Raw genomic sequence first — 21,942 nt, 5'->3', positions numbered from 1 at the left:
GCCTCTCGAAGATCGACACGCTCTACCGTCTTACGTCAGGTCGTAGCGGCCGCGTCGAATCTCTTCGAATAGCGCCGCCATCGCAGCGACACTGAGCGTGTGATGCGGGTCTTCAGGTGTCTTGCTGTCACGTACTGCAACTGCGGTCGGTTTGCGGGCCAACTCGACACAGTTTTCGCCGTTCGTTCCGGACCTAGTACTCTTCCGCCAGTTCAGTTCTTCCATTTCTCTGCCGCCTCCTCGATCACTTTGAGTGAGTCTCTCTTATTGAGGGCCTGCGTTTGGATTGTCATCCAAATTCGATCGAACTGCGCGATGTCGTGGTCATCCTCTAAAACGTGTCCGCGCCATGTACCGTCCTGATAGACGACCTCGGCACCTTCGACTTTCGCTATCATGAAGGCTCCGTTTTGGCCGGGATGGAACCCGGCATCCTCGGGATGGATTTGAATCATCACGTTTGGGAGCATCGAAGCTTCGATGAGGGCGAGCATCTGAGCATGCATGATATCTGCGGAAGCGACTCGATTGTACAGTACCCGCGCATCCATGATAAAGACAATTGTAGGAGCATTGTCGCTGTGGAGGATCGCTGCGCGGTTTAGCCGCTCCTTCACTTTGCCGCTCACGTCGGCACGCGGCTGCGTGAACTGTATGAGTGGTTGGGCGTACTCCTCGGTTTGCAGGATTCCGTTCACGTAGCTGTGCTCATAGGACAGCAGCATGTCCGCCGTCTCTTCAATGGCGCGCCATCGATCGGTCCACTCTGGGGAGGTTTCGCCTTCCATCAGGTCTCCGAGGATCTTTAGTAGGTCCTCGGTGCCGATCTCAAGGGTGGCGACCAGGGCGGGGAGGTACTCGGGCTTGGGGTGTTGGCGGCCGGACTCCCAGGCGGCGACCAGGGACTCGGAGACGTGCATGCGCTCGGCGAGTTGGCGTTGACTGATCTTTGGGTGCCTGGCTTCTCGGAAGGTCCTGAGCGCCATACCAAACGAACGCGTCGCCGTGGTGTGGTTACGAGGAGCCATCCCGTAAGCCTCCGTAATTCGCGCCGGGGGGTCTGTACAACTGGCGGCTGAAGTGCTCCGTGCTTCTCAGCTTAGTTCAGCCCGTCCAATCTTGGAACCGCGAATCAGCAGGTAGCGGGAGGGAGGGGCGGAGTTCAGTGATCATTCTGCCGAGTGAGAAGGCTAGTGCCAAGAGGGCGCGTGATCATATTGGCAAGATCACGGCTAGTTGGCCGGTCGACAGTGAGGATGTTTGTCTGATCACGTCAGAATTGGTGACGAACGCGATTCGGCATGCCAAGAGCGACATGATCGGGGTGCACGCCTACTCGCGGGGGCGCCGGTACGTCCTGGAAGTGTGGGACGCGGATGAGACTCTGCCGCCGTTGGGCGGTGTTGAGGCGTCCGGGTCTGGTGGGCGGGGGCTTCTGCTGGTCGGCGAGCTGGCCTGCCGGTGGGGGGCGCGGCACATCGGGACGGGCGGGAAGGTCGTCTACGCGGAGTGGACGATCGCATGAACCCCGACGAACTGGCGGTCGATACCTGGCTTCAGATCGCCGTCATACGCGTGTACGGGCCGTGGCTCCGCAAGTCCGGTCTGGTTCCGGGTGATGAGCACGCACGCGCGTCCGGTCGGGTCGGGCATGCGCGGCTCATGCTCGCGATGCGCAATGTGCAGGACCCGCTGCCCTCGGTGCCGGTCGACGACAGGGAGGCCTTCCAGTGATCCAGACGCATGTCCACGGCTGGGATTTCAGCCCCGGCCACCTCCTGACCATCACGGAGGTGGCCCGAATGTTCGGTGTCAGCAGTGCCACGGTGACGCGGTGGGCGGTGGAAGGGAAACTCGCCTCCGTTCGCACGCTCGGTGGGCATCGCAGGTTCAGCCGGGAGCAGGTGGAGTACCTCCTGCTGCATGGTCCGGCCTAGGGGCGATGGTCGGTGTTGGGCGCCATGGGGGGATTGACAGTGCCGTCCAGGCGCGTAGTAGCCATTCGAGCGGGCCGTAGGCGTGGTGTCGGAGCCACCATCGGCTGATCACCATCTGTGCCGCGAACAGGGTTACGGCGATCGCCGCGACGCCGAGGGGCGCGACACGGCCGATCAGGGCGGCGCCGAAGCCGGTGAACACCAGGGCGCCCACCAGTGACTGGGTGAGGTAGTTCGTCAGCGACATCCGTCCCGCCGGGGCGAGCGCGTTCACCAGGGGCCGGCCACCACTGCCTTCGATGATTCGGAGCACGGTCGCGGCGTAGGCGGCGGCCAGCAGGGGCGCGCTGATCACGTCGAGGCCCAGGGCGAAGACCTGGTAGGCGGATCCGGCATGGTCCAGCGACGCGTGGCCGTACACGATGCCGCCCGCCAGTCCGATCGTGAAACCCGCCCATTGCAGTCGCCGCAGGAACCGCCGGTCGAGGGTGGCGAGCGCCTTCCGCCGTCCCGCTGCCAGGCCCAGGAGGAAGGCGGCGAGTGCGGACGGTGCTTGGAAGAAGATCAGCAAGAGGGCCACGTCCGGCAGGTCCCGGAGGTGTGCGCCGATGACGGACGCCGGTCCGCCGCGCAGGTCCTCGGTCATCTGCGCGGCGGAGACGGCCACGGACTCCGGGATCGTGCCCCCGCCCGCCTGCGCCACGGCGAACGCCAAGAGCATGTACGCGACGGCGGTGACCGTCAGGGTCACGGCGGCTGTCCGCATCGCGGTCGCGGGCTTGATACGGCGCAGCGCGAGCAGGATCAGGCCGAGGACGGCGTACAGGGTGAGGATGTCGCCGGGGAAGAGGACGACGGCGTGCGCGGCGCCGATGACGAACAGGCCAGTGAGGCGCCGCAGGAAGCGGGGCGTGAACCGGACGCCGCGTCGCTCGGCGGAGTCGAGTTGCAGCGTGAAGCTGTAGCCGAACAGGAACGAGAACAACAGGAAGAACTTGGCCTCGAAGAAGACCGTCACGAACCAGCGGACGGCAGTGCTCACCGGGCCGCCCAGGCCGGGGTCCTTCAGGCCGGTGCCGTGGTAGGCGGACGCCATGTAGGTGATGTTGACCATCAGGATGCCGAACAGGGCGAAGCCTCGCAGCGCGTCCACCTGCGCCAGCCGGGCTCCGGTGGAAGGGCTCGACGCTGACCTGGCGTGGTGCGGGGGGCCGTTCCTTGACCTTGACCGGGTTCTCATATGGAGAAACTATCATCTTAGAAACGATCGTTCTCAAAACGAACGTTATAGGGTGGTTCTGGACGGGTGATGGGAGGGCGTGTGGGGTCGAGGGGTCGGGACGGTCGTGTCGTTCGTCTGCGTAGGGGGATTCCCGAGGGGGCCGAAGGGCAGGTGGCCGGGCTCTACTGGGAGGCGTTCGGGCGCAAGCTCGGGGCCGCGCTTGGTCCTCCTGAGAAGGGGCGGGCGTTTCTTGCGGCCCATCTGAACCACGATCGGGGCATCGCCGTTCTGGACGACGAGGGGCGGGTCGTCGGTGTCGCCGGTTACAACCTCGGGGGACGTGCATTGACCGGCGGCACGGCACGAGACGTGCTGTCCGCCTACGGCGTGTTCAACGGGGTGCTGCGGCTGGTCCCGCTCGCCCTGTTCACCCGGACGCCCGCCAAGGGCGAACTCGTGATGGACGGAATCTGCGTCGCGGCGGAACTCCGCGGCTCCGGAATCGGCGGCATGCTGCTGCGGGAGATCATCGCCATTGCCGCCGAGCACGCCTGCTCCCGGATCCGGCTCGATGTCATCGACGTCAACCCGCGTGCGAGGGCGCTGTACGAACGGCATGGCTTCATCGCCGTGCGCACGCAGCAGACACCCTTTCTGCGAGGGTTGATGGGGTTCGGGGCGGTGACGACCATGCACCGTGCCTTGTCTTTCGAGGTGACCGATGAGTGAGCGTCCGGAGATTCCCACGCGGCTGCTGGTGCACGCCCTGCTCCACGAGGACGGGACCGTGGACGCCGGTGAGCTCTACGCCGTCGCCAGGCTGTTGGGCATGACCGACCAGCAGGTCCGGCTGTGCGTCAAGCGGCTCGTCGCCGAAGGCCGGTTCACGCAGGTGGGTCGGGGGCGCAAGGCCGTCCTGCGGGCCGTGGCCGATGCGACCGGTGCCATAGCTCCCGATGTCGGATATGTTCGCCACGCCTACCGGCAGGACCAGGGGCTCGCGCCCTGGGACGGCACCTGGCATCTGTTCGCCTTCGCCGTCCCGGAGTCGCTTCGCACCGCCCGTGACGCTCTGCGGGAGAGCCTCCTGCACCTGGGCGCCGCGCCCGTCCAGGGCGGGCTGTACGTCAGCGCCAATCTCATCGCCGAGCTGGTCGAGGCGCAGGCCCGTCATCTCGGCGTCATCGATACGGTCAGCTTTCTCACCAGCACCGACCTGCGCATCGGGGACGTCGATGAGCCCCGCAGCCTGGCGGCCGCGATATGGCCTCTGGACGAGATCGCGGCACGGCATGAACGTCTGGCGGCGTTCGCCGGCTCGTCCGCCGCGCAGTTGTCGCGGGGCCTTTCGGAGGTCGAGCGGCTCACACTGGCCGTTGAGCTCGCCGCCGAGTTCGGCCGCGCCATGACCCCCGACCCGCTCCTGCCCCCGGAACTGCTACCCCAGCCCTGGCCCGGCAGCCACGCCCGGCGACTCTTCCAGGAGTGTTGGACGGCTCTACGCGCCGACTCGCCGTCAACGCCTCGCCTGTTCCGTCTCTACGACGAAGCGGTCAGCGTGCCTTGACGTGAAGAAGGGCGCGGGCCTCGTCGGACGCCATCGGTGGGCGCTGGGCCAGTGTCGCGGCCTGGGCGGCACGTTCCACCAGTTGGACGTTCGCCGTGACCGGTTGGCCCTTGGCGAAGGTGACCGTGTCCTCCATGCCGACCCGGAGGTGTCCGCCCGCCGAGAGGGCGGCCAGCAGGACGGGGACGCTCGTGCGCCCGATGCCGGTGGCCGACCAGGTCGCACCGGACGGGAGGGCCTCCACGGCGGCGACCAGGGTGCGGGTGTCGCCGGGCATGCCGCCGGGGACGCCCATCACCAGATCACAGTGGACATGGCCGCCGGACGGAAGCCCGTACTTGTCGAGGAGGCGGTGCAGCGCGGTGATGTGGCCCAGGTCGAACAGCTCGAACTCCGGGACGATCTCCAGGGCCTGGGTGCGCCGGTAGAGCTCCACCATGAACGGCCACGGGTTCATGAAGACGTCGGCGCCGAAGTTGACCGTCCCGCAGGTGAGGGAGCACATGTCGGGGTCGGCGTCCAGGACGCGGAGGCGGTCCTCGTACGGGTCGGTGACCGCGCCGCCCGTGGAGAGCTGGACGATCAGGTCCGTGCGCTCGCGCAGGGCCGTCACCGTGTCGCGGAGGCGGGGCAGGTCGAGGGTGGGTCGGGCGTCGTCGTCGCGGATGTGCACATGGATGACCGCCGCTCCGGCCGCCTCGCACTCCTCGGCCGTCCTGACCAGCTCATCGAGGGTGACGGGCAGGGCGGGGACGGCTGTCTTCGTGGACTCCGCGCCGGTCGGCGCCACCGTGATGAGCGTCGTTGCTCCCATGGCGGCAGAATGCATGGTCATGCGTGCGGTAGTCCAGCGAGTGAGCCAGGCCAGCGTGTCCGTGGACGGACGGATCGTCGGGGAGATCGAGGGACCGGGCCTGCTGGTCCTCGTCGGCGTGACGCACGACGACGATCCGGCGAAGGCCCGCAGGCTCGCGGCGAAGCTGTGGGGGCTGCGGATTCTGGAGGACGAGAAGTCGTGCTCGGACGTGAACGCGCCGCTGCTCGTCGTGAGCCAGTTCACCCTCTACGGGGACGCGCGGAAGGGTCGCCGCCCGTCGTGGACGGCCGCCGCGCCGGGCCCGGTCGCGGAGCCGCTGGTGGACGCGGTCGTCCACGAACTGAGGGCGCTCGGCGCGAAGGTCGAGACCGGTGAGTTCGGCGCGGACATGAAGGTCGCCCTCGTCAACGACGGTCCGATCACGTTGGTCGTGGACGTGTGAGGTCAGCGGAAGCCGTAGATCATCCCGACCAGGGTGGTGAGGGTTCCGAGTGCCGCCAGGACGATCAGGACGCGGTCGGCGCTGGTGAGGCGGCTGCTCACATAGGGGGACTGGACGACGCCTGAATCGTCCTCGATGTCCGGGTTCCGGAAGGGGTTCCGCATTCCGATGAGTTGCCACAGCGCGTCGGTCTTGAGCTGTTGGTGATCGGGCCCGCAGGCGAACAGGCGTCCCCGGACGCGTTCCGTGCAGAAGTGCCCCTGCGGTTTCAGCACCCGGCACACGGTCGGTACGAGGATGAACTGGTACAGACACCACACCAGAAGGACGAGCAGCCCGACCCGCCACGACCCCAACCAAAGGGCGATTCCGGCGAAGACGGCGAACATGACCCACCACAGCGCCGCGGGCTCCCTGCGGGGAAGGCGCCGGGCACCCCTCCGTGCCGCGGGCGGTTCCTCTTTCCCCAGGTTGGCCACCATCGGTAGGAAACCGCCTTTCACGCGCCACAACTGGTTAGAAATCGTCTACATCAGACGATATTGCCCCAGCCTTCGGTGATCTACCCGGACTTCGCGGGTCGCCGACGAAGATCGATCTGCGCGTTCGCGCCCGTGTCCGGGGAGACCACGATCTCCTGCGCGGCCGCCACTCCGCCCGCCAGGAGTTCCGCGTCGACCGGGACGTTCCGTTTCACCAGCGCCAGCGCGACCGGGCCCAGCTCGTGGTGCCGGGCCGCCGAGCCGACGAATCCGACCGTTCGGCCGCCGGGGATCTCGACGGGGTCGCCGTGCGCGGGCAGCCGGTCGACGCTGCCGTCCAGGTGCAGGAACACGAGGCGGCGCGGCGGGCGTCCCAGGTTGTGGACGCGCGCGACGGTCTCCTGCCCCCGGTAGCAGCCCTTGTTCAGGTGGACGGCCGTCTCCACATATCCCGCCTCGTGCGGGATCGTCCGGTGGTCGGTGTCGAAGCCGAGGCGGGGACGGTGCTCGGCGATGCGGAGCGCCTCGTAGGCCCAGAGCCCCGCCGGTCGCAGGCCCTCGGGGACCTCGCCGCGCGGGACGATCCGGGTGACGGTCCCGGCGACGTCCGGCCACGCGAGTTCGCCGGGACGAGCGGGCCCGGGAACCGTGATCACGGCGTGGTCGGCGGACACGTCGGCGACCTCGACGCGGAGCATGAACCGCATCCGGTCGAGGAACTCCACCAGCGGGGCCGCCGCGCCGGGCTCCACATGGGCCCAGACCGCCTCACCGTCGTCGACCAGGAAGAGGTGGTTCTCGATGTGCCCATTGGGGCCGAGCAGCAGGGCCTCGGTCGGCTCGAACGGCTTCAACCCGTCCAGGTGCTGGCTCAACAGGCTGTGCAGCCACCTGAGCCGGTCGGGGCCGGACACCTTGACGACGCCCCGGTTGCCACGGTCGACGAACGCCGTCCCGTCCTCCAGGGCGCGTTGCTCCTGCGCGGGCTCCCCGTAGTGCGCGGCGACCTCCTGGTCGGGCGCGTCGGCGGGGACGGCTCCGGGCGACTCCAGCAGCGGGCTCTCCATGCGACCAGGTTATGTCGCGCGGCAGTCCTTGCACCGCCCGTAGACCGTGAGGTGATGCACGTCCGTCTCGAAACCGAAGTCGCGTTGCAGGACGTCGGCGAGGCCGCCCGCCGCGCGCGGATCGACGTCCTCGACGGTGTGGCAGTTCCGGCACACCAGATGGATGTGCTCGGCCTCGGCCGCAAGGTGGTAGTTCGGCGGGCCGTGCCCGAGATGTGCGTGCTTGACCAGCCCGAGCTCTTCGAGCAGTTCCAGCGTCCGGTACACGGTGGAGATGTTCACACCGCGGGCGGTGCGCTGCACCTCGGCGCAGATCTCTTCCGGGGTCGCGTGCTCCAGGTTGGTGACCGCTTCGAGGACCAGCTGGCGCTGGGGGGTGACCCGGTACCCCTTCGCCCGCAGCTCCTCCTGCCACGATTCGACCATGTCACGAGTCTAGATCCCGCCGGCCCGGAACCTCACCGGCGACGTCCGGTCGGCGGAAAAAACCGCTTGCCCGGCCGCGCGGGCCTCACATAACGTGCGGAGTACGCGCGAAAGGAGGTGGTCCAAGACATGGTTGATCTTAGGACTCGCGAGGTGGCTGTCCGCTAGTCGCCGTTCCGCCTCGGCGCCGCCGCCCCCGGCGGTGGCAACCGGTCGCGACGGTGACCGGCGAATCCCAGGCAGTTACCCGGTCCCCGGACCGATGGACCCGTCCTGTCCATCGCCCCGCCCCCGAAACGGCGGGAAGGTCCGGGGATCGTTCATTTCTCAGCCCACCCGCTTCAGTTGCGCCGACACGTGCGACTGGAGCTTCTCCCCCATCGCCGCCATGTCGTAGGCCCAGCCGAGATCCTCGCCGATCATGCCGTACAGGCGGTGCCCGGCGGTCACCTCCTTGGCCGACTCGGTGCGGGCGACGACGTCCGTCTGCAACTCCACCCGGCTGAACGCGACCGTGCCGACGTAGATCTCCACGATGCCCGTCGGGTGCGCCAGCGTGACCTCGACCCTGTTGTCGGGACGCGGCCTCCAGTACCCCGTCTCCACCGCCAGCGGACGCCCGAGCGTGCCGTCCTCTTCGATCAGCCAGGTCCGGCTCGCGTAGATGAGGAAGGGCTTCCCGTTGTGGGTGAAGGACAGCTCCTGCCCGAAGTTGAACGACTCGATCGTGGGATAGCCGCCGACTCCGGCGCCCTCCCACGTGCCGAGGAGGAACTTCAGCGGCTCAAGGTCCGGGTGCAGCTCAGGATCCATGAGCACCGAGGGTAGTGGGGCAGGCGGCGCGGCGCGTCCCGGTGTCGTGCCCCCGGCGAACTCGGGACCTGCGTCCCTGTCCGGAACCGCGCGTCTTCCGAATCATTGGAACGTGTCAAGCCTCATGGTGGTCCTGCTCCTCCCGCTCATCATCGCCTCCGTTCTGCTGGCCGCGGGCTGGGTCTGGCGGATCCGTTTCCGCAATCTGCGGCGCGGCACCCTGACGAACTGCGCCGGGGTCGCCGCCCTTCACGACGGCGTTCCCTGCCAGGTGACCGGGACGGCCCTCGCCGTCCAGCCCGCGCCGTTCTCCGGGACGCCGTGCGCCTGGTACAAGATCAAGGCCACGGCCAAGACCAAGGCGGGCGGCAAGCGCGTCTTCGTCGACGAGAAGTCCAAGGCGCCCTTCTACCTCCAGGACAAGACAGGGCACCTGACCATCGTCCCGGAGAACGCGGCCGTGGACGCGCCCGTCCAGACGATGGACGAGCGGCGAGCCCACAACGGGAACCTGCCCGGCCTGAACGAGGAGGTCGCGGAGTACCGCTACGAGGAGTGGATCCTGCCGGCCGACGGTCCCCTGTACGTCCTCGGCACGTCGACGGGCGGGTCCATCGGCAAGGACAAGGAGACCGGCCAGTACAGCATCACCACGCGGACGCGGCGGGAGTTCCAGCGGCGTGCGGTGATGTTCATGGGCATCGGCTACGGCGGCGGATCGCTCATCGTCCTCATCTGCGGCGTGATCGTCCTCGTCAACCACATCTACTACGGGGACTGACCCGCCCTATCTCAGACGGGCCAGGCGGATCACGAGGAACACGGCGGTGACCGCCATGAACCCGAGGAATCCGACGAGTATCCCGGCGTTCACCATCCCGCTCATACCGGACGATGCTACGCGCGACCGTGCGCGACCGTCCGGCTAGAGTTCGAGCATGGCGAGACCACTGGTCATCAAGGTGACGGCGGGCGCGGACGCCCCCGAGCGCTGCAACCAGGCGTTCACGGTCGCGGCGGCGGCCGTCGCCAGCGGGGTCCCGGTGTCGCTGTGGCTGACCGGCGAGTCCTCGTGGTTCGCGCTGCCCGGTCGCGCGGCGGAGTTCTCACTGCCGCACGCCACTCCCCTGGACGACCTGCTCACCGTGATCCTCACCGCGGGCCAGGTCACCCTCTGCACGCAGTGCGCGGCCCGCCGCGACATCGGACCGGACGACGTCCTGCCCGGCGTCCGCATCGCCGGAGCCCCGACGTTCGTCGAGGAGATCACCCGGGACGACGTCCAGGCGCTGGTCTACTGACCGGGTCGGCGCGGCGGCGACGGCCACACCGGCCACCACGGCCCCGGTGAGGCCGAGTACGAGATCCCCGATGGTGTCGCGGTAGGCGGTCGTCGCCTCGGGGGTGTCGAGGATGAACAGGCCGTACTCGGCGACCTCCCACACGATCGCCGCGGCCGCCCCGATCCCGGCGCAGCAGACCGCCAGCTTCCACGACCTGAGGCCACCCCACCGACGTAGCGCGATCCCCGCGGCGGCGCACAGCAGCGCCCAGTTGCCGAAGTGGCAGGCGTCGTCGAACCATCCCACGGAGTCGTACAGGTCGACGGCGTTGCCGGCGACGTCGATGACGAACGGCGCGGTCACGAGGAGGTCGACGTCCCAGGGGAAGGGCTTGGCGCGGCCGCGCACTGCCCAGATCAGGGCGACGAGCAGGGCGGCGGCGGGGTAGGCGACGGCGCGGGCCCCCATCGCCTTGTCCGCGAACCGGTCCCACTCGGGGAAGGCAACGGCGAGGCCGAGGAGGCCTACCAGTGCCGCCTTGGCGACGAGCGCGGGAACAAGCCATCGGGAAGGGTTCATGCCATCAGCCTGACGGTCAGGTGAGAGCGCCCGCATCGGTGCGGATACTCAGATGTGCCTGAGTGCGCGTACCCAGACACCGGCGGGGCGTGGCAGGAGGGAAGGTAAAAGCACCGCAGAACGGATATAGATCAGCGGAACACGGCCGGACCACCGCACGCCCCGACACCTAGTGGAGCCTTCGGATGATCGACGTACCCCTCTGGGCCTGGGTCGCCACGATCGCGCTGATCATCGCGCTGTTCGTCTTCGACCTGGTCGTCGCGGTGCGGCGCCCGCACGCGGTCGGGCTGCGCGAGGCGACGTTCTGGTCGGTGTTCTACATCGCCGTCGCGGTCCTGTTCGGGCTCGTCGTGTGGGCCGCGGCCGGGTCGACGGGAGGCACCGAGTACTTCTCCGGCTGGATCGTCGAGAAGAGCCTGTCGGTCGACAACCTCTTCGTCTTCGTGATCATCATGTCGCGGTTCGCGGTGCCGCAGGAGTACCAGCAGAAGACGCTGCTGTTCGGGATCGCCGCGGCACTGATCCTGCGAGCGGTGCTCATCGCGGTCGGCGCCGCGGCGATCAATCTGTTCTCCTTCACCTTCCTGATCTTCGGTCTGGTGCTGATCTGGACGGCGGTGCAGCTCGTCCGGCACCGCAACGAGGAACCCGACGTGGAGGACACCTTCTTCGTCCGCCGCGCCCGCAAGCTCTTCCCGGTGAGCGACGACTTCCACGGCGGGCGGATGCTCGCGCACGAGGACGGCCGCCGCGTGGCGACGCCGCTGCTCATCGTGTTCGTCGCCATCGGCAGCACGGACGTGCTGTTCGCGCTCGACTCCATCCCGGCGGTGTTCGGCGTGACGAAGGACCCGTTCCTGGTCTTCACCGCCAACGCATTCGCGCTCCTCGGCCTCCGTGCCCTGTACTTCCTCATCGAGGGCCTGCTGGAACGGCTCGTCTACCTGTCGATCGGGCTGTCGGTGATCCTCGCGTTCATCGGCGTCAAACTGATCCTGCATTTCCTGCACGAGGACGTCACGAAGTCCGTTCCGGAGATTCCGACACCGCTCTCGCTGGGCGTGATCATGGTGATTCTGCTGTTCACCACGGCCGCGAGCCTGGTTCGCGTCCACCACCACCCCGAGGAGAAGGCGCGCCCCGGCTCCCTGCGCAAGCGCCGCGAGAGGCCGCGCGAGGAGGAGCCCGCCGCCCGCTGAACGGGGAGCTAGAAGATCAGTCCGCCGGTCGCGCGGATGTTCTGCCCGGTGATCCAGCGCCCGTCCGGCCCGGCGAGGAACGCGACCACGTCGGCGATGTCCGCGGGGGTGCCGAGGCGTCCCAGGGCGGTGAACGCCGCGGTCTGCTCCAGGGCCTCCGGCGGGTTGGTGTCGCGCAGCATCCGGGTGTCGGTCGCGCCCGGCGAGACGGCGTTCACCGTGATGTCCCGCGCGCCGAACTCGCGGGCGGCGACGGCGGAGAACTGCTCCAACGCGGCCTTGCTCGCCGAGTACAGCGCCAGCCCCGCCACCGGCAGGACGGTGTTCAAAGTGGAGATGTTGACGATGCGTCCGCCGTCGCGCATCAGGGGCTCGGCCCGGCGCATCGCCAACAGTGGGAACTTCGCGTTCGCCGTCATCACCCGGTCGAACAGGTCCGGGGTGATGTCGCGGATCGCGGTCGGCGGGTTGATGGCGGCGTTGTTGACGAGGATGTCGAGCCCGTCGCCGACCGGTTCGAATAACGCGTCGATGCTCGCCAGGTCCTCCTGGTCGGCGCGGACGGCGACCGTGCCCGCGACGTCCCGTACCAGCGCGTTCGCGGCTTCCTCGTCGTCCCGGTAGCTGAACGTCACCCGCGCGCCGTCCCGGGCGAGCCGCCGCACGATGGCAGCGCCGATACCCCGCGAACCGCCCGTCACCAGAGCTGTCTTGCCGTTGAGTGTCATACGTGCGGACACTAGCCGTTCGGCGGAGCCGTGGAGGAGGGGAAGCGGATCTCGAACAGGGCCCCGCCCTCGGGCGCGTCCCCGACCGTGATGTCACCGCCGTGCGCCCGGACCAGGTCTCGGGTGATGGCCAGGCCGAGCCCGGCACCGCCGTCGTCGCGGCTGCGCGCCTCGTCGAGCCGGACGAACCGCTCGAAGATCCGCTCCCGGTCGGCCGGGGACACCCCGACGCCGTCGTCGGCGACCCGCAGCACCGTCGCGCCGTCCCCTGCGCCCAGGCTGACGCGGATTCTGGAGGCGGCGTGCCGTTCGGCGTTGTCGAGCAGGTTGGACAGGACGCGTTCGAGCCGCACACGGCTGCCCAGCACCCGGGGGGCGTCCGACACGTCGGCCTCGATGGTGAGGGCGCGGGCGCCCGCCGGACGGCGCCTCAGTTCGTCGCGCACCAGCTCGGCCACGTCCACCGGTTCGGGCGACGCGGGACGGTCACCGGCGTCCAGGCGGGCGAGAAGCAGCAGGTCGGCGGCCAGATGCTGGAGCCGGACGACGTCCTCGGTCAGTTCGGCCACGTCCAGCAGATGGGGGTGCGCCGCCCCCACCTCAAGCTGGGTGCGCAGGGAGGCGACCGGGGTGCGCAGCTCGTGCGCGGCGTCGGCGACGAAGGCGCGCTGCCGCGCCACCGAGCATTCCAGCGCGGCCAGGGTCTGGTTCGTCGTGTGCGCCAGCTCGGCCACCTCGTCCCGCGACCTGGACACGGGGACGCGGCGGGCCAGGTCGCCCGATGAGGTGATCTCCGCCAGTTCACCGCGGATCGCCGCCACCGGACGCAGCGCGCGCCGGGTGACCAGCCAGGTCAGCGCCGCCGCGACGGCCACCAGCAGCGGAAGGCCCGCCAGCATGCCCCGGCCCACCGCGGCCACCGCGTCGCGTGTGGTGGCCAGGCTCGCGCCCGCGTACACGGTGACGGTCTGGCCCGCGGGCGTGGTGGCCTCCACCGCCGCGAACCGGTGGTCGGCGGTGCGGCCGTTCACGGTGACGCGGCCCGCGGTGTGGAGGATTTCGTCGGAGACCTGGCCGGGACGGGGGTCCTCCTCGTCCGGGGTGTCGCCGTCCGCCGCCACCAGGGCGGCGGTCCCCGGCCCGGGGGTGGTCGCGGGATGGCCGGTGCCGCTGATGGCCTGGAGGTCCTCGCTCACGGCGAGGACCCGGCCGGACGAGTTCACGATCTGGACCGGGCGCTCCTCGGCGTCGTCCAGGTCCAGCCGCTCGTACGGGGTGCCGGTGGCGAGCTCGGCGGCGATCCCCCGGGCGGTCATCTCGGCCTGGAGGTCGGCGTGCCCGGCGAGGTTCGCCCGGAGCAGGGACAACACGGCCAGCGCCATGACGACCAGCGCGGCGGCGACCACGACGGTCGCGCCCATCGTGGTGCGGGCGCGCACCGAGCCCAACGGGTCGAGCAGGCGGGACATCTAGGCGCCCCCGCCCCCGTCGGGGTGGACGGCGCCGCCGGGGTGGACGGCGCCGCCGGGGTGGACGGCGCCGCCGGGGTGGACGGCGCCGCCGGGGTGGACGGCGCCGCCGTCGATGGCCAGCCGGTACCCGGCGCCGCGCACCGTGGTGATCGATCTGCGGCCGAAGGGGGCGTCCAGCTTGCGGCGCAGTGCGCTCACGTAGACCTCGACGATGTTGGGGTCGCCCTCGAAGGCGCCGTCCCAGACGTGCGCGAGGATCTGCGTCTTCGACACCACCTGGCCCGCGTTGGTCGCCAGATACTCCAGGACGGAGAACTCCCTGGCCGTCAGTTCCACCGGCACGCCCGCGCGCAGCACGCGCCTGGCGGCGGGGTCGATGGACATGTCGCCGAGTTCGATGAGGGGGGACGCACCCCGGGTGCGGCGCCGCAGCAGGGCCCGGATGTGGGCGAGCAGCACCACGTAGGAGAACGGCTTGGTGAGGTAGTCGTCGGCGCCGGTGTCGAGCCCCTCGACCTGGTCGTACTCGCCGTCCTTGGCGGTGAGCATCAGGATCGGGGTGTCGTCGCCCGCCCCGCGCAGGGCCGAGCAGACCCGGTAGCCGTTCATGCCGGGCAGCATGATGTCGAGCAGGATCAGGTCGTAGTCGTTCTCCAGTGCCCGGTTCAGGCCGGACTCGCCGTCGTCCGCCAGGTCGACCGCGAAGCCCTCGGCGGCCAGGCCCTGTGCCAGTGATCTGGCCAGCCGCTTCTCGTCCTCGACGATCAACAGGCGCATCAGCCCAGCCCTTTTCGTCGCCCATTGCACTCAGTGGCGCTTCGATAACATAGTGTAGTCGAGATGTGACCGGCGGCCCGGGGCTGCCGGGCACCCTCACGTCCCGCCCCTTCGGGATCGCGGACTTCGAGCGGGAGGGAAGGCATGAGGTTCGCCGCGAAGAACGCGCTGACGGCCCGCCGGCGACTGCTCCTGACCGCGATCGCGGCGGGCGCGGTGGCGGCACCGGCGGGGGCCGCCGCCACCGCGATCGCCGCCGGGGACGACGAGCGCGTCTCACCCGTCGCCGCGCGTCTGAACGTCGAGCGGGCCGCCGGTGTCGCGCTGGCGGCGGCGCCCGGTGGCCACATCGAGGGCCTGGAGATCGATTTCAACGGCCGGACCCTGATCTGGGAGGCCGACGTCCTGGCGGGCGACGGCACCGCGCGGGAGATGCACATCGACGCCCATGACGGCCGGGTGCTGGCCGATCAGGTCGACCCGCCCGAGGAGGGCGAGGACGCGGACGGCTGCGACGACTCCAAGCCCGACGACGGCGCCACCGAACACACGGACCCGGTCACGGCCCTGCGCTCGGCGAAGATCACCGCCTCCCGGGCGGCACGGGCGGCCGTGGCGACCGTGTCCGGCACCGCGACCTCGATCGACTTCGAGTACCGGCGGACGGGATCGGTCTGGGAAGTCGACATCACCGCCGACGACGGTGGGCAGCACACGCTGCGGGTGAACGCCGCGACGGGCGAGGTCACCCCGGGCGCCGCCGGACAGGACGACGGCTGATCTCTTCGGGAGCCGGAGCGGTTACGCCGCCGACGGTTCGTCCGGGCAGGCCGCGCAGGTCATTTCGCCGTGACGCGTCGCGCCACCAGGCCGTCCGGGAGCGCCTTCACCCACAGTCCGTCGCACCCCCGGCACGCCCGATCGACCCAGGGCGGCTGGGCGGCCACCCCGCTCAACCGCCAGGCCACCGCGTCACCGCAGTACCGCGCCTCGTACAGTTCCTCCCACACGTGCAGGCAGCGCAGGCAGTGAAAGCGCCACTTCTCCGTGGCCGTCTGAACGCCGCCCGCACGTAGGGGCGAGCTTTGTGGGTGCACCCGCGGACCGCGGATCTCGCGGAGTTCAGGGCCGGTGGGGCCCTCCTCGGCGTCGGTCCGCCCGCGTGAGACGTCCAGGAGAAACGTCATCGGCCTTCTCCTCCGATCGGTGCGCTGAACGCTTCGATGGAGTTCACACTGACGAACGTTTCTGAGCCCGAACTGAAGCACCCTGAACACACCTTCAGAATGGTTCACTTCGCTATTTAGATGAGATTACCTACCTTTCGGACAGATTGATCAAAAGCCTCATAATGGCGGTCCGGGGCGGGCGTCAGGTGGTGATGAGGTCGGGCAGCCGGGTCTGGAAGTCCAGGACACCGACCCACGTGGGGCGCAGCGCCATGCGGGCCATGAGCGTCTCCGGGTGGTCGGCCACGGCCACGTAGCCCGCGCCGCCCTCCTCGCCGAGAAAGCGGCGGGCCGCCTCCGCCTGCTCGGGGACCATTCCCTTCACCTCGGTGATCGAGACACGGCCGCGCAGCAGAAGCACCTCCGGCGGCTGCGGCTCGGTGTCGATCGTGATCGCCACATCGGGACGTTCGCGCAAAGCCTTCACGCGATACGCCGGACGCAGCACTCCGATCGGCGGGCAGTACAGGTAGGTCGCCATCACCAGCTCGTCGCCCGTCCAGACGAACCAGGACGACATCACGCGGGGCGTCCCGTCGGTCGCGGTGTAGGCGACCCGGGCCGGGATGGTCGAGTTCAGCAGACGTCGCGCGATATCGGTCTGGAGCAGGCGTACATCGCCCTGCGGGTAATCCATGAGCGTCTCCTTCCGTGACGGGAAGGTTGACTCGGCAGGGCGCTCCGACTCATCGCCGATTCACAGAATGGCGACGAAAGGACGGTCGGCGTGGCTTTTCGGCCACGCCGACCGTGGTCGCCGCCTGGGCGGCGTGTCGGGCGGGTCAGCCCGCCACGGCCTTGAGGCGTTCCTCGCGGAGGCGGCCCGCCCAGGAGTCGTCCAGCGGCGGAAGGTCGTGCCCGACCGCCCAGCGCAGCAGCAGGTCGGCGAGACCGGGATTGCGGACGAGGGCCGGGCCGTGCATGTAGGTGCCGAGGACACGGCCGCTGTAGGCGCCCTCGAAGCCGTCGCCGTTGCCGATGCCGTGCGTGACCTTCGCCAGCGGGCGGGCGTTCTGGCCGAGGTGCGTGACGCCCTGGTGGTTCTCGAAACCGGTGATGCGGGGCACGTTCAGCTCGGCCGCGACATCGCCGACGATCTCGCCGACCGCGCGCCGCTCGCCCCGGGTGGAGCGGATGTCGAGCAGGCCGAGGCCCTGGACGGGCTGCCCCTCCTCGCCACCGAACTCGTGCCCGAGAAGCTGGTATCCCGCGCAGACCGCGAACACCACGGCGCCGGACTGGACGGCCCGCGCGAGGCCGCCGTCGCCCCGCAGACGCTGCGCCGCGAGGATCTGCGGACGGTCCTCGCCGCCACCGAGCAGGTAGATGTCGCCGTCGGCGGGGACGGGCTCGTCCGAGCGGAGGGCGACCGTCTCCGTCGGGATACGGCGCAGCGCCGCGCGGCGCTCCAGGACGATCGTGTTGCCCTGGTCGCCGTAGGTGCTGAGCAGGTCCGGATAGATCCAGACGATCTTGATGCGGTCAGACGACACGGCCGTACCTCGTTCGGATGGACTGGAAGGCGGTGTAGTTGGCGATCACGTCGAGATGACCCGGGGGAACGGCCATGACCGCCTGGTCGATGTCGTCCACCACGGTGAACGTGACGTCGGCGGCCTCCAGGCGGGCCGCGAGGTCGATGCGGCGCTCACCGGTGACCCAGACGGGACGGCCGCGCAGGATGCGGTAGTCGACGTCCCAGAGCCAGGACGTGTCGCGTCCGTCCGGGCCCTGCGCGTTGATCGACAACGCCACGGGGCCCGGCGCGGGTTGCAGGACGTCGAACGCCTCCAACCAGCCCGCCGGGTTCTTCGACAGCAGCAGGCGGATGCTGCGGCCCTCGTGCTCGACCGTGGTGTAGCGACCGGCGACCGACGTGACCTGCGACAGCAGGGGCAGCGCCTGCTCGGGCGGGACGCCGAACTGGGCGACGACCGCGAGCGCGATCAGCGCGTTGGAACGGTTCGCGCGGCCCGGCAGGGACAGTTCGGTGAGCCCGAACGTCCGGCCGTCCGGCGCGGTGACGAGGTCGCCCTTCAGCGTCCAGTCGGGGCGCGGCCGGGCGAAGTGGCACTGGCGGCAGCGCCAGTCGCTGTCCTCGTCGGTGTCCTGCCGGTCGAGGGGCCCCCCGCACTCGGGGCAGCACCAGGAGTCCTCGCGCCAGTGCTGGCCCGCCGCGACCCAGGTGACGCTCTTGGCGGTGGACGCCCCCCAGGTGACGAGCGGGTCGTCGCAGTTGGCGATCACATGGCTCTGCGGGGCGGCCTCCAGGGCGCGGCGCCACTTCCCGGCCAGCAGCCAGATCTCGGCGGCCCGGTCCATCTGGTCGCGGCTGAGGTTCATCAGCGCGACGATGTTGGCCCCGGTCTCCCGTAGGACCATCGGGACGTATTTCTCGTCACACTCCAGGACGCCGTACCGGGCCGTGGGCGCGGCGGCGAGCGCCGACACATGACCGGTCGGCATGTTCGCGCCGAACGCGTTGGTGGCGACCTCCCCCAGCGGCGTCATCGCCGAGGTGATCAGCCGGGTCGTCGTCGTCTTGCCGTTGGTGGCGCTGACGAGGACGAGCTTGCGGTCCTTGGCCAGCCTGGTCAGCAGCTCCGGGTCGAGGCGGAGGCCCACCCGTCCGCCGATCACCGAGCCGTCCCCGCGGCCCGCCATGCGGGACATCTTGGCGGCCGTACGACCAAGCGCGACGGCCAGCTGCGAACGCAGCGGAAGATCGCTCATCGACTCCGTCTTCTCTGGATGTGCTGGAAAAACCGCTCCGAGCCTAGCCGCTGCGCGCGGCGTGCAGGGCTCAACACCAGGCTTCCGGACATCTCGGACGAACAGCATGAGATTGTGATCATCATCACAGAGTGACCGGGTAAACCTGGAGAGCGATCTTGACCTGTACTGAGATGTCGTGATTTGGTGCGGCCTCCGACTGCGGTGTGCCAGATTCCCATCCACGCGTCCGAGAACGGCGTCACCCACTACTTTTGTCGGGAGCCCCGCGCTGGTTCACGGGGACGTGATGCCCGCCGCGACGGCGGGCCTGATCGCAGGCGTGGGCGAAGCGGCTATTAGGCGAGGTCTGAGCTATGCAGTGTCCGACGTGCGGTAACGACACGCCAGGGACGCTCGGCAAGTGTTCACACTGTGAGGCGCCGATCGACGTGTACTCGGTCGGGCCCCTTCTGTCGGCGCCGCCCGCCGACACGATCGGCGACCGGACGGCGTGGACGTCGCCGCCCGCGTCGTCCTGGGCGCCGGACTCCCCGCCGCCGGTGACCCCGGACTTCACCATGCCGCCTCCGGTGAGCACCCCGACGCCCCCAACGACGCCGATTCCGCCGATCTCGGCGATGCCCGGGGCGCAGCCCGACACGACGCTGCGCGACACGGGGCAACACCCCGCCGTGCAGCACAACACGGGACAGCACCCGGCCGTCCAGCACAACACGGGACAACACCCAGTCGTTCAGCACGGCACGGGACAGCACCCGGCCGTTCAGCACGGCACAGGCCAACACGGCACGGTTCAGCACAACACGGGGCAGTTCAACACGGTGCAGCACCAGGCGACGCAGCGGACGGCGCCCGAGCCGCCCGCCGCGGCACAGCCCCCGGTCGTGCTCCCCGTGGAGCCGTCCCCGGCGCCGGCGTCACCTCCGGTCGCACCGTCGTCCCCGGCGCCGGCCGACGACCTTGAGGACACCGCGGCGTGGACGTTCGTCCCCGACGAGGACGACGCCTCCGGGGGCTTCAGCGCGCCGAACGCGCTCCCGGCGCCGTCCGCCTGGTCCGGCGCGCAGCCCGCGCTGCCCGCGGCCGAACCGGCGAACGCCGCGCCGACCGGGTTCGGGACGGAGCCGCCGCCCGAACGCACGGAGTCGATCGTCCCGGACTCGTGGTTCGCGAAGCCGCGCAAGCCCGACGCGCAGGACGTCGACGTACCGGACGCCGACGCCACGCAGATCGCGTCCGGCCCGCTGGGGTTCGGCGACGACCTCGAACAGACGCGAACGGACCCCGGGATCCCGATGGGCGCCCCTCCCCCCATGAACCAGGCGCCGATGGGCCTGGAACCCGGGGGGCCTGGCCAGTTCGGCCCGCCTCAACTCGGCCCCGGCCCGACGGGCCCGGCCGGGCCGAAAATGCTTCCGGCGCCGATGGGCCAGGCGCCGTTCGGCCAGGGCCCCACGGGGCAGGGCCCGGGTGGACCCGGCGCGTTCGCTCCGGCACCGATGGGTCAGGGCGGGCCGGGCGGCGACCTCATGCCCGGCGGACGGCCGCCGGGCAAGAGCGGTGGCGCGCCGAGCAAACCGCTCATCGCCGCCGCCGCGGCGCTGGTCACGGTCGCGGTCGGGGCCGTGGTGTTCGTCGTGTGGCCGAGCGGCGACGACCCGTCCGAGAAGCCCGGCCCCCGGAAGACGCCCGCCAACCGGCCGGTGGCGCAGGGGGAGCCGATCCCCGCGGGGACGAAGGAGCAGGCCGTGGCGCTGAACGCGGTGCTGGACGACAGCGTCGGCACCCGCCGCATCCTCGCGGGAGCGATCACCCGGGCCGGGAAGTGCGCGACGCTGCCGCAGGCCATCCAGGGGTTCCAGAAGGTCGCGCAACAACGCCAGGACCAACTCGCCCGCACCAGAAGGCTCCAGGTGAACGAGTTGGCGAAGGGCGAGCGTATCCGCGCGTCGCTGACCGAAGCGCTGACGGCGTCGTTGCAGGTCGACCAGGTCCTGCTGCAGTGGGCGCAGCGGAACCAGCGGGACTGCCGCGGCAAACCGCGTCCGAGCGCGGCGCAGGTTCCCGGCCGCGCCGCGATCGAGCGGCGGGCGACGGCGGCGAAGAAGCGGTTCGTCGTCCTGTGGAACCCGGTCGCCAAAGAGACCGGGCAGCCGCCACGGAGCTGGCGAAGGGTGTGACGGCCGGTCACGACCCGGTTTCGACCTCGGCACGGATGGTCGCCGTCCCGTAACGGCGCATTATCTTGGTCAAGGTCGAATCTCACCGGGTAGGGGGCCATATGCGGTGTCCGGGTTGCGGCAGCGACACCACGTCGGCGCTGCCCCGGTGCACACGATGCAACGCGCCCCTCAACGTCCCGCCCGGCGGTGACGCGACGGCCCCCGACCCGTCGCCGTTGCCACCGCCCATGCCGCCTCCGATGCCGCCGCCCGACGCGACGGCTCCGGCGCCGCCGCCCGAGTTCACCATCCCGGCGCCGCCCGACTTCACGAGCCCGATGCCGCCGCGGCCCGACGAGACGTCGACCCGGCTGTCGCCCGAGCCGTGGAACGAACCCGCGATCTGGCGGCCGCCCGCGCCACCGAAGCGGAGCAAGGCCCCCTACCTTCTCGTGGCGGGCATCGTCGTGCTCGTCGGGGTGGCGCTCGGCATCGTGTTCTGGCCGAGCGGGTCTGAGCCGTCCGCCAGTTCCGGAAACGTCGGCGGGGCGTCGACGCGGCAGACCCCGAACGTCGTCCCCGAAAGCGGACCGGCCGACACGCAGGCGTCCGACGCGCAGGCCGGAGCGGTCGACGCCCTACTGGCCGAGATGGCGACGACCCGGTCCGACCTCGGCACGGTGGTCGTCGACGGCTGCGAGCGCAGCGGTCTGCGACGCGTCCTGGACGCCCGCACGTCCCAACTGGAGAAGGCCCGCACGCTGAAGGTGGACGCGCTCACCGGCGGCACCCAGATGAAGGAGGCGCTCGTCCGCGCGCTGGAGGCGTCCACCGAGTCGAACCAGCGCTACCTCGACGTCGCGCCCGGCTGCCCGCCCGAAAGCGACGTCCTGGACATCAACCAGCGGGCCAGCGACGCCAAGAACGAGTTCATCGGCTACTGGTCGCCGATCGCGCGGCAGGCCGGTCTGCCGGCGCGCACGGCCGACGACATCTGAGGT

Annotated in this window: 27 protein-coding genes and 1 pseudogene; 12 read left to right on the top strand and 16 right to left on the bottom strand. The window is 70.0% G+C overall.

From position 1 onward, the window contains the following. Positions 1-30: 30 nt before the first annotated feature. Both BZB76_RS27840 and BZB76_RS27835 read right to left on the bottom strand, forming a co-directional pair. The gene (locus BZB76_RS27840; protein ID WP_121437357.1) at positions 31-225 is read right to left on the bottom strand and encodes a DUF397 domain-containing protein; all 195 of its coding nucleotides are present in this window, start codon (positions 223-225) and stop codon (positions 31-33) included. Beyond that, positions 213-1,028 (bottom strand): helix-turn-helix domain-containing protein, encoded by an 816-nt coding sequence (locus BZB76_RS27835; protein WP_121437356.1) that lies wholly within the window; start codon positions 1,026-1,028, stop codon positions 213-215. The genes BZB76_RS27840 and BZB76_RS27835 overlap by 13 nt, the downstream gene beginning before the upstream one ends. Before the next feature lie 59 nt (positions 1,029-1,087). Between BZB76_RS27835 and BZB76_RS27830 the strand changes: the two genes are divergently transcribed. From BZB76_RS27830 to BZB76_RS27820, 3 genes are read left to right on the top strand one after another with little or no spacing between them, the layout of a single operon-like run. Further along, entirely contained in the window at positions 1,088-1,525 is a 438-nt protein-coding gene (locus BZB76_RS27830) for an ATP-binding protein (RefSeq protein WP_337959775.1), read from the top strand. Continuing rightward, positions 1,522-1,734, top strand: a complete 213-nt coding sequence (locus BZB76_RS27825) for a hypothetical protein (RefSeq protein WP_121437354.1) — start codon at positions 1,522-1,524, stop codon at positions 1,732-1,734. The genes BZB76_RS27830 and BZB76_RS27825 overlap by 4 nt, the downstream gene beginning before the upstream one ends. Beyond that, positions 1,731-1,937: a BldC family transcriptional regulator gene (locus tag BZB76_RS27820; RefSeq protein WP_420534827.1), complete on the top strand. Its 207-nt coding sequence runs from the start codon at positions 1,731-1,733 to the stop codon at positions 1,935-1,937. The genes BZB76_RS27825 and BZB76_RS27820 overlap by 4 nt, the downstream gene beginning before the upstream one ends. Here BZB76_RS27820 and BZB76_RS27815 read toward each other — a convergent pair. Continuing rightward, a complete protein-coding gene (locus tag BZB76_RS27815) occupies positions 1,891-3,090 on the bottom strand; it encodes a DUF418 domain-containing protein (RefSeq protein ID WP_246007245.1) in 1,200 nt (399 codons plus the stop codon). The two genes, BZB76_RS27820 and BZB76_RS27815, sit on opposite strands and share 47 nt — an antisense overlap. A 240-nt stretch (positions 3,091-3,330) precedes the next feature. Between BZB76_RS27815 and BZB76_RS27810 the strand changes: the two genes are divergently transcribed. Together BZB76_RS27810 and BZB76_RS27805 are read left to right on the top strand one after the other, a co-directional pair. Next, positions 3,331-3,888 (top strand): GNAT family N-acetyltransferase, encoded by a 558-nt coding sequence (locus tag BZB76_RS27810; RefSeq protein ID WP_211343218.1) that lies wholly within the window; start codon positions 3,331-3,333, stop codon positions 3,886-3,888. Beyond that, positions 3,881-4,726: a PaaX family transcriptional regulator C-terminal domain-containing protein gene (locus BZB76_RS27805; RefSeq protein ID WP_121437351.1), complete on the top strand. Its 846-nt coding sequence runs from the start codon at positions 3,881-3,883 to the stop codon at positions 4,724-4,726. Before BZB76_RS27810 ends, BZB76_RS27805 begins: the two co-directional genes overlap by 8 nt. On the opposite strand, the gene BZB76_RS27800 is transcribed toward BZB76_RS27805, so the two are convergent. After that, positions 4,713-5,540: a beta-keto acid cleavage family enzyme gene (locus BZB76_RS27800; protein WP_121437350.1), complete on the bottom strand. Its 828-nt coding sequence runs from the start codon at positions 5,538-5,540 to the stop codon at positions 4,713-4,715. The genes BZB76_RS27805 and BZB76_RS27800 overlap by 14 nt on opposite strands. Positions 5,541-5,559: 19 nt before the next feature. Here BZB76_RS27800 and dtd point away from each other — a divergent pair, with 19 nt between their 5' ends. Next, positions 5,560-5,985 (top strand): D-aminoacyl-tRNA deacylase, encoded by a 426-nt coding sequence (gene dtd / locus BZB76_RS27795; protein WP_121437501.1) that lies wholly within the window; start codon positions 5,560-5,562, stop codon positions 5,983-5,985. Between the two features lie 2 nt (positions 5,986-5,987). Here dtd and BZB76_RS27790 read toward each other — a convergent pair whose 3' ends face one another. From BZB76_RS27790 to BZB76_RS27775, 4 genes are all read right to left on the bottom strand, one after another. Beyond that, on the bottom strand, positions 5,988-6,467 hold the full coding sequence (locus tag BZB76_RS27790) for a hypothetical protein (RefSeq protein ID WP_121437349.1): 480 nt from the start codon (positions 6,465-6,467) through the stop codon (positions 5,988-5,990). A gap of 80 nt (positions 6,468-6,547) precedes the next feature. Next, a complete protein-coding gene (gene ygfZ / locus BZB76_RS27785; RefSeq protein ID WP_121437348.1) occupies positions 6,548-7,534 on the bottom strand; it encodes a CAF17-like 4Fe-4S cluster assembly/insertion protein YgfZ in 987 nt (328 codons plus the stop codon). Between the two features lie 9 nt (positions 7,535-7,543). After that, positions 7,544-7,960, bottom strand: a complete 417-nt coding sequence (locus BZB76_RS27780) for a Fur family transcriptional regulator (protein WP_117401495.1) — start codon at positions 7,958-7,960, stop codon at positions 7,544-7,546. A 327-nt stretch (positions 7,961-8,287) separates the two neighbouring features. Then, positions 8,288-8,773 carry a heme-binding beta-barrel domain-containing protein gene (locus BZB76_RS27775; RefSeq protein ID WP_121437347.1) on the bottom strand — a complete coding sequence of 162 codons (486 nt, stop codon included), beginning with the start codon at positions 8,771-8,773 and terminating at the stop codon, positions 8,288-8,290. A gap of 112 nt (positions 8,774-8,885) precedes the next feature. On the opposite strand from BZB76_RS27775, the gene BZB76_RS27770 reads away from it, so the two are divergent. Together BZB76_RS27770 and BZB76_RS27765 are read left to right on the top strand one after the other, a co-directional pair. Continuing rightward, positions 8,886-9,554, top strand: a complete 669-nt coding sequence (locus BZB76_RS27770; RefSeq protein ID WP_170180778.1) for a GIDE domain-containing protein — start codon at positions 8,886-8,888, stop codon at positions 9,552-9,554. A 157-nt stretch (positions 9,555-9,711) separates the two neighbouring features. Beyond that, on the top strand, positions 9,712-10,074 hold the full coding sequence (locus tag BZB76_RS27765) for a DsrE family protein (protein WP_117401492.1): 363 nt from the start codon (positions 9,712-9,714) through the stop codon (positions 10,072-10,074). 24 nt (positions 10,075-10,098) lie between these two features. Here BZB76_RS27765 and BZB76_RS36845 read toward each other — a convergent pair. Continuing rightward, positions 10,099-10,524: pseudogene (locus BZB76_RS36845) on the bottom strand (DUF2238 domain-containing protein); the annotation flags it as partial. A gap of 296 nt (positions 10,525-10,820) precedes the next feature. On the opposite strand from BZB76_RS36845, the gene BZB76_RS27760 reads away from it, so the two are divergent. Further along, positions 10,821-11,837 carry a TerC family protein gene (locus tag BZB76_RS27760; RefSeq protein WP_121437345.1) on the top strand — a complete coding sequence of 339 codons (1,017 nt, stop codon included), beginning with the start codon at positions 10,821-10,823 and terminating at the stop codon, positions 11,835-11,837. A gap of 8 nt (positions 11,838-11,845) precedes the next feature. Here BZB76_RS27760 and BZB76_RS27755 read toward each other — a convergent pair whose 3' ends face one another. Genes BZB76_RS27755 through BZB76_RS27745 form a run of 3 tightly spaced genes read right to left on the bottom strand, consistent with a single transcriptional unit; the run spans position 11,846 to position 14,814 of the window. Further along, entirely contained in the window at positions 11,846-12,565 is a 720-nt protein-coding gene (locus tag BZB76_RS27755; RefSeq protein ID WP_121437344.1) for an SDR family oxidoreductase, read from the bottom strand. An 11-nt stretch (positions 12,566-12,576) separates the two neighbouring features. Further along, the gene (locus BZB76_RS27750; RefSeq protein WP_211343217.1) at positions 12,577-14,034 is read right to left on the bottom strand and encodes a sensor histidine kinase; all 1,458 of its coding nucleotides are present in this window, start codon (positions 14,032-14,034) and stop codon (positions 12,577-12,579) included. Beyond that, positions 14,035-14,814: a response regulator transcription factor gene (locus BZB76_RS27745; protein WP_121437343.1), complete on the bottom strand. Its 780-nt coding sequence runs from the start codon at positions 14,812-14,814 to the stop codon at positions 14,035-14,037. Positions 14,815-14,958: 144 nt separating this feature from the next. Between BZB76_RS27745 and BZB76_RS27740 the strand changes: the two genes are divergently transcribed. Next, positions 14,959-15,594, top strand: coding sequence for a PepSY domain-containing protein (locus tag BZB76_RS27740; protein WP_121437342.1), 636 nt, complete (start codon positions 14,959-14,961; stop codon positions 15,592-15,594). Between the two features lie 59 nt (positions 15,595-15,653). Here BZB76_RS27740 and BZB76_RS27735 read toward each other — a convergent pair whose 3' ends face one another. The 4 genes from BZB76_RS27735 to BZB76_RS27720 form a co-directional block, all read right to left on the bottom strand. Beyond that, positions 15,654-16,001 carry a hypothetical protein gene (locus BZB76_RS27735; protein WP_233526208.1) on the bottom strand — a complete coding sequence of 116 codons (348 nt, stop codon included), beginning with the start codon at positions 15,999-16,001 and terminating at the stop codon, positions 15,654-15,656. A gap of 184 nt (positions 16,002-16,185) precedes the next feature. After that, complete coding sequence (locus BZB76_RS27730; protein WP_121437341.1) at positions 16,186-16,680, bottom strand: pyridoxamine 5'-phosphate oxidase family protein; 495 nt, start codon at positions 16,678-16,680, stop codon at positions 16,186-16,188. 145 nt (positions 16,681-16,825) lie between these two features. Continuing rightward, the gene (locus tag BZB76_RS27725; RefSeq protein ID WP_121437340.1) at positions 16,826-17,536 is read right to left on the bottom strand and encodes a type 1 glutamine amidotransferase; all 711 of its coding nucleotides are present in this window, start codon (positions 17,534-17,536) and stop codon (positions 16,826-16,828) included. Beyond that, on the bottom strand, positions 17,526-18,776 hold the full coding sequence (locus BZB76_RS27720; RefSeq protein ID WP_117401485.1) for a Mur ligase family protein: 1,251 nt from the start codon (positions 18,774-18,776) through the stop codon (positions 17,526-17,528). Before BZB76_RS27720 ends, BZB76_RS27725 begins: the two co-directional genes overlap by 11 nt. Before the next feature lie 431 nt (positions 18,777-19,207). Here BZB76_RS27720 and BZB76_RS27715 point away from each other — a divergent pair, with 431 nt between their 5' ends. Together BZB76_RS27715 and BZB76_RS27710 are read left to right on the top strand one after the other, a co-directional pair. Continuing rightward, a complete protein-coding gene (locus BZB76_RS27715; RefSeq protein ID WP_121437339.1) occupies positions 19,208-20,959 on the top strand; it encodes a hypothetical protein in 1,752 nt (583 codons plus the stop codon). 242 nt (positions 20,960-21,201) lie between these two features. After that, positions 21,202-21,939 carry a hypothetical protein gene (locus tag BZB76_RS27710; protein WP_121437338.1) on the top strand — a complete coding sequence of 246 codons (738 nt, stop codon included), beginning with the start codon at positions 21,202-21,204 and terminating at the stop codon, positions 21,937-21,939. Positions 21,940-21,942: the final 3 nt, after the last annotated feature.

Origin of the sequence: Actinomadura pelletieri DSM 43383, assembly GCF_003634705.1 — a bacterium.
Lineage (GTDB): Bacteria > Actinomycetota > Actinomycetes > Streptosporangiales > Streptosporangiaceae > Spirillospora > Spirillospora pelletieri.
The sequence above is the reverse complement of the archived record's forward strand: the minus strand, read 5'-3'. Positions and strand labels throughout refer to the sequence as shown.